At 56.3% G+C, this 11,392-nt stretch carries 11 protein-coding genes; 10 read left to right on the top strand and 1 reads right to left on the bottom strand.

Going from position 1 to position 11,392, the window contains the following annotated elements; genetic code table 11:
- Positions 1-31 precede the first annotated feature (31 nt).
- Both fabB and LZP96_RS14505 read left to right on the top strand, forming a co-directional pair.
- Complete coding sequence (fabB, locus tag LZP96_RS14510; RefSeq protein ID WP_064326875.1) at positions 32-1,249, top strand: beta-ketoacyl-ACP synthase I; 1,218 nt, start codon at positions 32-34, stop codon at positions 1,247-1,249.
- Between the two features lie 204 nt (positions 1,250-1,453).
- Complete coding sequence (locus LZP96_RS14505) at positions 1,454-2,632, top strand: MFS transporter (protein WP_064326874.1); 1,179 nt, start codon at positions 1,454-1,456, stop codon at positions 2,630-2,632.
- 77 nt (positions 2,633-2,709) lie between these two features.
- Here LZP96_RS14505 and flk read toward each other — a convergent pair whose 3' ends face one another.
- Positions 2,710-3,714 (bottom strand): flagella biosynthesis regulator Flk, encoded by a 1,005-nt coding sequence (gene flk / locus LZP96_RS14500; RefSeq protein WP_064326873.1) that lies wholly within the window; start codon positions 3,712-3,714, stop codon positions 2,710-2,712.
- Positions 3,715-3,827: 113 nt separating this feature from the next.
- Here flk and pdxB point away from each other — a divergent pair, with 113 nt between their 5' ends.
- The 8 genes from pdxB to cvpA all read left to right on the top strand — a co-directional run bounded on the left by pdxB (position 3,828) and on the right by cvpA (position 11,372).
- On the top strand, positions 3,828-4,964 hold the full coding sequence (pdxB, locus tag LZP96_RS14495; RefSeq protein WP_064326872.1) for a 4-phosphoerythronate dehydrogenase PdxB: 1,137 nt from the start codon (positions 3,828-3,830) through the stop codon (positions 4,962-4,964).
- Positions 4,965-5,032: 68 nt separating this feature from the next.
- The gene (locus LZP96_RS14490) at positions 5,033-6,046 is read left to right on the top strand and encodes an aspartate-semialdehyde dehydrogenase (RefSeq protein WP_064326871.1); all 1,014 of its coding nucleotides are present in this window, start codon (positions 5,033-5,035) and stop codon (positions 6,044-6,046) included.
- Positions 6,046-6,858, top strand: coding sequence for a tRNA pseudouridine(38-40) synthase TruA (gene truA / locus LZP96_RS14485; RefSeq protein WP_064326870.1), 813 nt, complete (start codon positions 6,046-6,048; stop codon positions 6,856-6,858). Before LZP96_RS14490 ends, truA begins: the two co-directional genes overlap by 1 nt.
- A 27-nt stretch (positions 6,859-6,885) precedes the next feature.
- A complete protein-coding gene (locus LZP96_RS14480) occupies positions 6,886-7,545 on the top strand; it encodes a DedA family protein (protein WP_064326869.1) in 660 nt (219 codons plus the stop codon).
- A 154-nt stretch (positions 7,546-7,699) separates the two neighbouring features.
- On the top strand, positions 7,700-8,605 hold the full coding sequence (accD, locus tag LZP96_RS14475) for an acetyl-CoA carboxylase, carboxyltransferase subunit beta (RefSeq protein ID WP_064326868.1): 906 nt from the start codon (positions 7,700-7,702) through the stop codon (positions 8,603-8,605).
- A 69-nt stretch (positions 8,606-8,674) separates the two neighbouring features.
- Positions 8,675-9,943, top strand: coding sequence for a bifunctional tetrahydrofolate synthase/dihydrofolate synthase (gene folC / locus LZP96_RS14470; protein ID WP_064326867.1), 1,269 nt, complete (start codon positions 8,675-8,677; stop codon positions 9,941-9,943).
- Positions 9,933-10,631, top strand: coding sequence for a cell division protein DedD (dedD, locus tag LZP96_RS14465; protein ID WP_064326866.1), 699 nt, complete (start codon positions 9,933-9,935; stop codon positions 10,629-10,631). The genes folC and dedD overlap by 11 nt, the downstream gene beginning before the upstream one ends.
- A gap of 252 nt (positions 10,632-10,883) precedes the next feature.
- Positions 10,884-11,372, top strand: a complete 489-nt coding sequence (gene cvpA, locus LZP96_RS14460) for a colicin V production protein (RefSeq protein ID WP_039030950.1) — start codon at positions 10,884-10,886, stop codon at positions 11,370-11,372.
- The last annotated feature ends 20 nt before the right edge of the window (positions 11,373-11,392 follow it).

Genomic DNA, 11,392 nt, shown 5'->3' with positions numbered 1-11,392 from the left:
CTTAAAATAGTATGACTTACAGAGGTATTGAATGAAACGTGCAGTGATTACTGGCCTGGGCATCGTTTCCAGCATCGGTAACAACCAGCAGGAAGTCCTGGAATCTCTGCGTGAAGGACGCTCGGGGATCACTTTCTCTCAAGAATTCAAAGATTCTGGTATGCGCAGCCACGTATGGGGTAATGTCAAACTGGACACCACCGGTCTGATCGATCGCAAAGTGGTCCGTTTCATGAACGATGCCTCTATCTACGCATTCCTTTCTATGCAGCAAGCCGTTGAAGATGCGGGCCTGAAAGCAGAAGAGTATCAAAACAACCCTCGCGTGGGCCTGATCGCCGGTTCCGGTGGTTCTTCTAAAGCACAGGTATTTGGTGCTGACGCAATGCGTAGCCCACGTGGTCTGAAAGCTGTCGGTCCTTACGTTGTGACGAAAGCGATGGGCTCTGCGGTTTCCGCCTGCCTTGCGACACCTTTTAAAATTCACGGCGTGAACTATTCCATCAGCTCTGCCTGTGCGACGTCCGCTCACTGTATCGGTAACGCGGTTGAGCAGATCCAACTGGGCAAACAGGACATCGTGTTTGCTGGCGGCGGCGAAGAGCTGGGCTGGGAAATGGCCTGCGAGTTCGACGCAATGGGCGCACTTTCTACCAAATATAACGAAACGCCTGAAAAAGCGTCTCGTACGTATGACGCACAGCGTGATGGTTTCATCATCGCGGGCGGCGGCGGCATGGTTGTCGTTGAAGAGCTGGAGCATGCTCTGGCGCGTGGCGCACACATTTATGCCGAAATCGTCGGTTACGGCGCAACCTCCGATGGCGCAGACATGGTCGCCCCTTCTGGTGAAGGCGCTGTGCGCTGCATGAAGCTGGCTATGCAGGGCGTTGATACCCCTATCGATTACCTGAACTCCCACGGTACGTCTACGCCAGTGGGCGACGTGAAAGAGCTTGGCGCTATCCGTGAAGTGTTCGGTGACAACAGCCCGGCTATTTCCGCGACCAAAGCGATGACCGGTCACTCTCTGGGTGCGGCAGGCGTTCAGGAAGCAATCTACTCCTTGCTGATGCTGGAACACGGCTTTATCGCCCCAAGCATCAACGTAGAGGAGCTGGATGAGCAGGCTGCTGGTCTGAACATCGTGACCAAAACCACTGAGCAGACGCTGAACACCGTAATGTCTAACAGCTTCGGTTTTGGTGGCACTAACGCCACGCTGGTAATGCGTAAGCTGAAAGCGTAATTCGCGCAATGCGTGTGAAAAGGGAGCCTCAGGGCTCCCTTTTTTGCGTTGACAACCGGCTGAAAGGACAGGCAAAATCCAGCCTCAACATTATCCCTTTGATAATGCGTAAGCGTTTAACGTCAACCAACGCACCTTAATCCTGATCCTCAGGTAGAGGGGGCGTGGTAATTTCCCGCCTTACTCTTCATTTCGGAGTAATGCATGACAGCAGTCAGCCAAACAGAAAACACCTCCTCAGCGAATCTCTCGCTGTTTCGCATCGCTTTCGCGGTGTTCCTCACCTATATGACCGTCGGTCTCCCGTTGCCGGTTATTCCGCTCTTTGTGCATCAGGAGTTGGGCTATGGCAATACGCTGGTCGGCGTTGCCGTTGGTATTCAGTTTTTAGCGACCGTTTTAACCCGCGGTTATGCGGGCCGTCTGGCCGACCAGCACGGGGCTAAACGCTCTGCTCTGCAGGGAATGCTGGCCTGCGGTCTGGCGGGTGGGGCATGGCTCCTGGCCGCGCTGCTGCCCGTCGAGCCCGGTTATAAATTTGCGCTGTTAGTGGTAGGGCGCTTGATACTGGGCTTTGGTGAAAGCCAGCTATTGACCGGCACACTGACCTGGGGGATGGGGCTGGTCGGCCCGTCGCGTTCGGGAAAAGTGATGTCCTGGAACGGAATGGCGATTTACGGCGCACTCGCGGCGGGGGCACCGCTGGGGCTGCTCATCCACAGCCACTTCGGTTTTGCCGCATTGGCCGGAACAACCATGGTTTTGCCTCTGCTGGCGTGGGCCTTTAACGGCTCCGTGCGTAAAGTGCCCGCACACAAAGGCGAACGCCCTTCCTTGTGGAGCGTGGTGGGGCAGATCTGGAAACCGGGTCTCGGCCTGGCTTTGCAGGGCGTGGGTTTTGCCGTCATTGGCACCTTTGTCTCGCTGTACTTTATGGATCGCGGCTGGGCGATGGCGGGCTTTACGCTGACGGCGTTTGGCGGAGCGTTCGTGCTGATGCGTGTGCTGTTCGGCTGGATGCCGGATCGATTTGGCGGTGTGAAAGTGGCCGTCGTCTCGCTGGTGATAGAGACCATCGGGCTGGTACTGCTGTGGCAGGCTCCGGGCGCCTCCGTTGCGCTGCTTGGCGCGGCGCTGACCGGCTGCGGCTGCTCGTTGATCTTCCCGGCGCTGGGCGTTGAGGTGGTGAAGCGTGTTGCACCGCAGGTGCGCGGTACGGCGCTGGGCGGCTATGCAGCATTTCAGGATATCTCGTACGGCGTCACCGGGCCGCTGGCCGGGCTATTAGCGACTTCGTTTGGTTATCCATCGGTATTTCTCGCCGGTGCGGTGTCGGCCGTGGTGGGGATTGTAGTGACGCTGGTGGCGTTTCGCCGATCTTAACCCGGTGTTGCATATCCCACTCGGGCCGGTATTTGTGCGTTTATTGGCCCGATAGCGAAAAGCTATCGGGCACAATGTCAGGCCACCAGCCAGAAAATGGCCAGCGCGATAACCAGTGCAACGAACATCAGGCCGGGGCGGGCCGACATCGATTTAAACGTCTCGACGATCGGCGCAAACAGCGGGCTATAAATCGGCTGGATATTACGTGCTTCCGGCACGCCGACTTCACGGTCGGCACGGCGAATAAAGACCTGATTTAACAAATCCTGCACCTGGGCGGTGGTCAACACCGTTTGCGGCGTAACCTGCCAGAGTTGTTGGGCGTAATCGCGGATCGCTGAAAATTCCTGCGGTTCAAGCGGCTGCTTCAGCGCGGCCTGCAAGGTATTTAGCGTTGGCGCGTGCTGGGTACTCAGCGTTTGACGGGCCTGAAGCCATGTCGTCAGATGGGTGAAATGTTTTGCCGGGATCATTTCGCCCACTTTCACCCCGGACAGCTCCAGCATGGACTGCCAGATAAGCTTAGTCGGCTCGCCGGTGGCGGCCGCCAGTCGGGTGACCATCTGTTTAAGCGTATTATGCTCGGCAGGCAGTAATGGACGTTCCGTCGCAGGGCGCTGCTGTGGCTGCGGGATGGAAAGCTGGTTACTTTGCAGCAGCGTCAGCACCGTTTTTAACTGATCCGGCGTGAGCTGGCTTAATGCTGTCTGACCAAACTGCTGGCGAATAAAATCACTGACCGCCTGGCGATTGTTCCCCTGACCGAGTAGCTCGGTCAGCTGGGACACCATCTGGCGAGTCGTGTGGTTCTGCAGCGCAGTAGCGACGCGCTGATTCAGGTTCTGCTCGGCGGCAGGGAAGTGACGCGACAGCAGCGGGGTGTCGTTTTTCAATCCCAAATCATGTTTTACCCCCGCCCAGACTTCCGCATTCTGCTGGGACGTAAGCGAGATCAAACGCGTAATTAAACGCTCCAGCACGGTACGCTGTTGCGTGGAAAGCGGTTGTTCGCCAGCGGCGTTGGGCACTACGGGCCCTTCACCCGGAGGGCGGGGCGGCGTACCTGAAATGGGCTGCATCGTCAAAAATCCTTAAAGTCAAAACTCTGCGTTAACCCGGCATACATATATGCCTGGCGGCGAGATTATGGCACACTTGGCAGGTTTTCTTCCTCTCAAACAGGTACTCTGACGTGAAAATCCTCGTTGATGAAAATATGCCTTACGCCCGTGAGCTTTTTAGCCGCCTGGGCGAGGTTAAGGCTGTCCCTGGTCGCCCCATTCCCGTTAACGAACTGGATGATGCAGATGCGCTGATGGTTCGCTCGGTGACCAAAGTCAATGAAGCGTTGCTTTCCGGTAAAGGCATTAGGTTTGTGGGCACGGCAACGGCAGGGACCGATCATGTGGACGAGCACTGGCTGGCGCAGGCGGGTATTGGCTTTTCAGCCGCGCCGGGCTGCAATGCTATCGCCGTTGTTGAATACGTTTTCTCCTCCCTGTTAATGCTGGGTGAACGCGACGGGTTTGCGCTAAAAGACCGCACGGTCGGGATCGTCGGCGTAGGGAACGTGGGCGGACGTCTGCAAAAGCGCCTTGAAGCCTTAGGGATTCGCACGCTGTTATGCGATCCGCCGCGCAAAGATAAGGGCGATGCAGAGGATTTCCGCACGCTGGACGAGCTGGTCGAGCAGTGCGATGTGTTGACCTTTCACACGCCGCTGTTTAAAGACGGGCCGTACAAGACGCTGCATCTTGCCGACGAGGCGCTGATTCGCCGACTTAAGCCTGGCACTATTCTGATAAACGCCTGCCGTGGCCCGGTCGTCGACAATGCGGCCTTGCTGGCGTGTCTGGAAGAGGGGCAAAATCTCAGCGTGGTGCTGGATGTCTGGGAGCCTGAGCCGGATCTGAACGTGGCGCTGCTTAACAAGGTTGATGTCGCTACCGCGCACATTGCGGGCTACACCCTTGAAGGCAAAGCCCGCGGCACGACGCAGGTATTTGAAGCGTTCAGCCAGTTTATCGGTCAACCGCAACAGGTTGCGCTTGATACGCTGCTGCCCGCACCGGAGTTTGGCCGCATCACGCTGCACGGTCCGCTGGATCAGCCAACGCTGAAAAGACTGGCGCACTTAGTGTATGATGTGCGCCGCGATGACGCGCTGCTGCGTAAAGTCGCCAGCATTCCGGGTGAGTTTGACAGGCTGCGCAAACATTATGTTGAGCGTCGCGAGTGGTCTTCCCTGTATGTGATGTGTGACGATGCCGAAGCGGCAACGCTATTGAAACAGCTGGGTTTTAACGCTGTACATCACCCGGCGCGTTAATATCTTCTTCACGCTCCCCGGCCAGATACGCCGCCGGGGACGCTTATTTATTTCTGGAGTAAACCACCATGTCTGAAGGCTGGAATATTGCCGTACTGGGTGCCACTGGCGCTGTGGGCGAAGCCCTGCTCGAAACACTTGCTGAGCGTCAGTTCCCGGTGGGTGAAATCTTTGCGCTGGCGCGTGCTGACAGCGCAGGCGTAGCGTTACGTTACGAAGGAAAAACGGTTAGCACTCAGGATGTTGCTCAGTTTGACTGGACGCAGGCGCAGCTGGCCTTTTTCGCCGCGGGTGCGGAAGCCTCGGCCGCGTATGCGGATGAGGCGGCAAACGCGGGGTGCCTGGTCATCGATCTGAGCGGTCTGTTTGCGCTGGAGCCAGACGTGCCGCTGGTCGTTCCGGACGTTAACCCGTCAGTATTAGCAGACTACCGCAACCGTAATATCATCGCCGTTCCGGATAGCCTGACCAGCCAGCTGCTTACCGCACTGAAACCGTTAATCGACCAGGGCGGCTTGTCGCGTATCAACGTCACCAGTCTGCTCTCCGTCTCGGCTCGCGGCAAAAAGGCGGTGGATGCCCTGGCCGGACAGAGTGCGAAGTTACTGAACGGTATTCCGGTGGATGAAGACGACTTCTTTGGTCGTCAACTGGCCTTTAACATGATGCCGCTTCTGCCCGATCGCGATGGCAGCGTGCGTCAGGAGCGTCGTCTCGTCGATGAAGCCCGCAAAATTATGCAGGATGAAGGGCTGGTCATTTCAGCAAGCTGCGTGCAATCCCCGGTGTTCTACGGCCACGCGCAAGTTGTGGGCTATGAAGGATTACGTCCGCTGGCCGCTGAAGAGGCGCGTGAAGCCTTTGAACGCATGGAAGACATCTCGCTCAGCGAAGAAACCGATTTCCCGACGCAGGTGGGTGATGCCAGCGGCAGCGCACATTTGTCGATTGGCTGCGTGCGTAACGATTACGGTACGCCGGAGCTGGTACAGTTCTGGTCTGTGGCAGACAACGTCCGCTTTGGCGGCGCGCTGATGGCCGTAAAAATTGCTGAAAAGCTGGTGCAGGAGTATCTGTACTGATGTCAGAAGTGGAACAAAAGCCGGTCCATAAAATTGCCCTCGGCATTGAGTACGATGGCAGTAAATATTATGGCTGGCAGCGTCAGAATGAAGTGCGCAGTGTCCAGGAAAAACTGGAAAAAGCGCTCTCTCAGGTGGCGAATGAACCTGTCAGCGTGTATTGCGCGGGTCGCACGGATTCCGGCGTACACGGTACGGGGCAGGTGGTCCATTTTGAGACGACCGCCGTGCGCAAAGATGCCGCCTGGACGCTGGGCGTAAATGCGAATTTACCTGGTGACATTGCGGTGCGCTGGGTGAAAACTGTGCCGGATGATTTTCACGCGCGATTTAGCGCCACCGCGCGTCGTTACCGTTACATCATCTACAATCAGCGTCTGCGCCCCGCGGTGCTGGGGCAGGGCGTCACCCATTATTACGAGCCGCTGGACGCGGAGCGCATGCAGCGTGCCGCGCAGAGCCTGATTGGGGAAAATGACTTTACCTCCTTCCGCGCTGTGCAGTGCCAGTCACGCACGCCGTGGCGAAACGTTATGCATATTAACGTCAGCCGTCATGGTGCGTATGTGGTGGTCGATATCAAAGCGAATGCCTTTGTACATCATATGGTCAGGAATATCGTTGGCAGCCTGATGGAAGTGGGCGCCGGACACCAGCCGGAGAGCTGGATTGCAGAACTGCTGGCAGCGAAGGACAGAACGCTTGCGGCAGCAACGGCGAAAGCGGAAGGCTTGTATCTGGTATCGGTTGATTACCCGGCACGCTTTGACCTTCCAAAACCGCCAATGGGCCCGCTGTTTTTAGCGGACTAACGACGTTGCAATTAAGGCTGAGCAAATATGGACGTAGTACGTTTTCTCATTGATTTCATCTTGCATATCGATGTTCATCTGGCAGAGCTGGTGGCGCAGTATGGTGTCTGGGTGTACGCCATTCTGTTCCTGATACTGTTCTGTGAAACCGGGCTGGTCGTGACGCCATTCCTGCCTGGCGATTCGCTGCTGTTTGTCGCCGGTGCCTTGTCTGCGCTGCCCACCAACGATCTCAACGTGCATCTGATGGTGGCGCTGATGATTGTGGCGGCGATAGTGGGCGATGCGGTCAACTACACGATTGGGCGGCTGTTTGGCGAAAAGCTGTTCAGTAACCCTGACTCGAAGATTTTCCGCCGCAGCTATTTAGATAAAACGCACGCGTTTTATAACCGTCACGGCGGCAAAACCATTATCCTGGCGCGCTTTGTGCCGATCGTTCGCACGTTTGCTCCGTTTGTGGCGGGAATGGGACATATGTCCTATCGTCACTTTGCAGCCTATAACGTGATTGGCGCCCTGCTGTGGGTTCTGCTGTTTACCTATGCAGGCTACCTGTTTGGCGATCTGCCGATCGTTCAGGAAAATCTTAAGTTATTGATTGTTTCTATTATTGTGCTTTCAATCCTGCCGGGTGTGGTTGAAATTATTCGCCATAAGCGCGCAGCAGCAAAACACGCCAAGTAAAAACGCATCTGCGGTTCGACCACTTTTTTATCCAAAGTTTCGGGCTGTTATGTTTTAATGTGCAACATTCATGGTCTGTTTGCGGCAAAAATGGCATTATGCGCCGCTTACAGCAAAACTGGCATACGACCAGGTTCAGGCAGAAAGGTTATCAATGAGCTGGATTGAACGAATTAAAAGCAACATCGCACCTACCCGTAAGGCGAGTATTCCTGAAGGTGTATGGACCAAATGTGACAGCTGTGGGCAGGTTCTGTACCGCGCCGAGCTGGAGCGCAATCTGGAGGTCTGCCCGAAGTGCGACCACCACATGCGTATGACGGCGCGTAACCGCCTGCATAGCTTGCTGGACGAAGGTTCTCTTGTAGAACTGGGTAGCGAACTTGAGCCAAAAGATGTGCTGAAGTTCCGCGACTCTAAAAAATACAAAGATCGTCTTGCCGCCGCTCAAAAAGAGACGGGCGAGAAAGACGCGCTGGTGGTAATGAAAGGCACTCTGCATGAGATGCCTGTCGTTGCCGTGGCCTTTGAGTTTGCTTTTATGGGCGGCTCAATGGGCTCTGTTGTCGGTGCGCGTTTTATCCGTGCTGTTGAACAGGCGCTGGAAGATAACTGTCCGCTGATCTGCTTCTCCGCCTCTGGTGGCGCGCGTATGCAGGAAGCGCTGATGTCTCTGATGCAGATGGCGAAAACCTCTGCGGCACTGGCAAAAATGCAGGAACGCGGTCTGCCGTACATCTCTGTACTGACCGACCCGACCATGGGTGGCGTCTCCGCAAGCTTTGCTATGCTGGGCGATCTGAACGTGGCCGAACCTAAAGCCCTAATCGGCTTTGCGGGTCCTCGCGTTATTGAACAGACCGTTCGCGAAAAACTGCCGCCGGGCTTCCAGCGCAGTGAGTTCCTGATCGAAAAAGGCGCTATCGACATGATCGTCCGCCGTCCGGAAATGCGCCTGAAACTGGCCAGCATTCTGGCGAAGCTGATGAATCTGCCCGCGCCGAACCCGGATGAACCACGCGAAGGCGTAGTCGTCCCGGATCAGGAACCCGAGGCCTGATCACTCAAAAGGGCAGGGCCGGTTGGCGCTGCCCTTTTGCTTTCTCTTCGTAACTGAAAAGTGCGTATCATGGAAAATAACAGTATTCCCCAAGCCACGTCACCCCTGGTCACGTGGCTTTCTTATCTGGAAAACCTGCACAGTAAAACCATCGATATGGGGCTTGAGCGCATAAGCCAGGTTGCGGCGCGTCTGGGCGTCCTGAAACCGGCTCCCTTTGTGTTTACCGTGGCGGGCACGAACGGCAAAGGGACAACCTGCCGGACGCTGGAAATGGTGCTGATGGCCGCAGGTTACAAGGTCGGCGTGTACAGCTCGCCGCACCTCGTCCGCTATACGGAGCGTGTCCGCGTGCAGAACACCGAACTGCCCGAGTCCGCGCACACCGCCTCATTCGCCGAGATTGAAGCGGCGCGCGGTGACACCTCTTTGACCTATTTCGAATACGGGACGCTCTCGGCGCTGTGGCTGTTTAAACAGGCGCAGCTCGATGTGGTGATTCTGGAGGTCGGACTGGGCGGTCGCCTGGATGCCACGAACATGGTTGATGCCGATGTCTCCGTGGTAACCAGCATCGCGCTGGATCATATTGACTGGCTCGGCCCCGATCGCGAAAGCATTGGCCGTGAGAAGGCTGGCATTTTCCGCGCCAATAAACCGGCGGTTGTCGGTGAGCCCGATATGCCGCACACCATCGCGGACGTTGCAAAAGAGAAAGGCGCGATTCTGCTGCGTCGTGATGCGGACTGGCATGATGAGGTGATGGAAAATAGCTGGCGCTTTAGCGACGCGCAGGGGACGCTGGATAATCTGCCATTGCCGCAGGTGCCTCAACCTAACGCCGCGACCGCGCTGGCGGCGCTGCGGGCAAGCGGATTGCCGGTAAGTGAGCAGGCCATCCGCGACGGCATTGAGCATGCGCTTTTACCGGGGCGCTTTCAGATTGTCAGTGAAGCACCGCGTCTGATTCTGGATGTGGCGCATAATCCGCATGCGGCAGCCTACCTGGCCGGACGCCTGAAATCGTTACCAAAAACCGGGCGCGTTCTTGCGGTTATCGGTATGCTTCATGATAAAGATATTGGCGGCACGCTGGCCTGCATGGAGAGTGTTGTCGATTGCTGGTATTGTGCTCCTCTGGAAGGGCCGCGTGGCGCGACTGCCGAACAGCTCATGGAACATCTTGGCAAGGGCAGCATTTTTCAGAGCGTGGCGCAGGCCTGGCGCGCGGCGATGGCCGATGCCAGACCAGAAGATACCGTGCTGGTGTGTGGATCATTCCATACGGTGGCACATGTCATGGATGTGATGGACGCGGGGAGAACCGGTGGCGAGTAAGTTTCAGAACCGTTTAGCGGGCACAATTGTGCTGGTTGCACTGGGAGTGATCATTCTTCCGGGCCTGCTCGACGGGCAGAAAAAACATTATCAGGACGAGTTCGCAGCGATTCCGCTGGTGCCTAAACCTGGCGATCGTGATGAGCCCGATATGCTTCCTGCGGCAACGCAGGCCCTGCCTGCACAGCCGCCTGAAGGGGCTGCAGAAGAAGTGCGTGCCGGAGACGCGGCGGCGCCGTCGCTGGACGCTTCACGGCTGGCGGCAAACAACGCCGATCTGGATCCGATTCCTGAACCTGCCGTACAACCTAAGCCCGTCGAAAAAGTAAAACCGGCCGAAAAGCCTCAGCCTAAACCTCCGCGTGACAAAGCCGCTGAGCAACTGGCTGCAGCAGCGGAAACGCCGCCGGAAAAACCGGTCCAGGAAGAGAAACCCGCCCCGACCGGCAAAGCGTACGTGGTGCAGTTGGGGGCGCTTAAAAACGCGGACAAAGTTAACGAGGTGGTCAGCAAACTGCGTAGCGCAGGGTACCGTGCTTATACTTCACCAACGACCCCTGTACAGGGTAAAATCACCCGTATCCTGGTGGGTCCGGACGCGTCTAAAGATAAGCTTAAAGGCTCGCTTGGCGAACTGAAGCAGATCTCCGGGTTAAGCGGCGTGGTGATGAACTACAGCGCGAACTGACGCGTAATTTTTCCTTATCCTGTCCTTTTCCCGCCAGGGTAGCGCAGCGATTCAGGCGTGCTACCCGAAGGGAAAGCAGCAGTATGAAGGGGAAGGCATCCGCCCAAAGAGGCGCATAAGCCATCGGCGTTGATCATTTTTTCAGCGCCTTTTTTATTTACGCGAGGGAAGGAAATCCCTACGCAAACGTTTTCTTTTTCTGTTAGAATTCGCCCCGAACTGGATGACAGGGCGTTAAATCGTGGGACATATATGGTCTGGATTGATTACGCCATCATTGCGGTGATAGGTTTTTCCTGTCTGGTTAGCCTGATCCGTGGCTTTGTACGTGAAGCGTTATCGCTGGTGACATGGGGTTGTGCTTTCTTTGTCGCCAGTCATTACTACACTTACCTGTCTGTCTGGTTCACGGGCTTTGAAGATGAACTGGTCCGAAATGGAATCGCCATCGCGGTGCTGTTTATCGCGACGCTGATTGTCGGCGCTATCGTCAACTATGTGATAGGTCAGCTGGTCGAGAAAACCGGTCTGTCAGGAACGGACAGGGTGCTCGGGATCTGTTTCGGGGCGTTGCGAGGGGCGCTGATTGTGGCCGCCATACTGTTCTTCCTGGATACCTTTACCGGGTTCTCCAAAAGTGAAGACTGGCAGAAATCGCAGCTGATTCCACAGTTCAGCTTTATCATCAGATGGTTCTTTGACTATCTGCAAAGCTCGTCGAGTTTCTTGCCCAGGGCGTAATGCGCTCTGAGATGTGGCTT

The sequence above is a fragment of the Huaxiibacter chinensis genome (assembly GCF_022171985.1).
Lineage (GTDB): Bacteria > Pseudomonadota > Gammaproteobacteria > Enterobacterales > Enterobacteriaceae > Enterobacter > Enterobacter chinensis_A.
The sequence above is the reverse complement of the archived record's forward strand: the minus strand, read 5'-3'. Positions and strand labels throughout refer to the sequence as shown.

Bases quoted from the DNA above. Each gene is read 5' to 3' on its own strand.
- fabB (WP_064326875.1), top strand. From the start codon at position 32: ATGAAACGTGCAGTGATTACTGGCCTGGGCATCGTTTCCAGCATCGGT.
- LZP96_RS14505 (WP_064326874.1), top strand. From the start codon at position 1,454: ATGACAGCAGTCAGCCAAACAGAAAACACCTCCTCAGCGAATCTCTCG.
- flk (WP_064326873.1), bottom strand. From the start codon at position 3,714: ATGCAGCCCATTTCAGGTACGCCGCCCCGCCCTCCGGGTGAAGGGCCC.
- LZP96_RS14490 (WP_064326871.1), top strand. From the start codon at position 5,033: ATGTCTGAAGGCTGGAATATTGCCGTACTGGGTGCCACTGGCGCTGTG.
- truA (WP_064326870.1), top strand. From the start codon at position 6,046: ATGTCAGAAGTGGAACAAAAGCCGGTCCATAAAATTGCCCTCGGCATT.
- LZP96_RS14480 (WP_064326869.1), top strand. From the start codon at position 6,886: ATGGACGTAGTACGTTTTCTCATTGATTTCATCTTGCATATCGATGTT.
- accD (WP_064326868.1), top strand. From the start codon at position 7,700: ATGAGCTGGATTGAACGAATTAAAAGCAACATCGCACCTACCCGTAAG.
- folC (WP_064326867.1), top strand. From the start codon at position 8,675: ATGGAAAATAACAGTATTCCCCAAGCCACGTCACCCCTGGTCACGTGG.
- cvpA (WP_039030950.1), top strand. From the start codon at position 10,884: ATGGTCTGGATTGATTACGCCATCATTGCGGTGATAGGTTTTTCCTGT.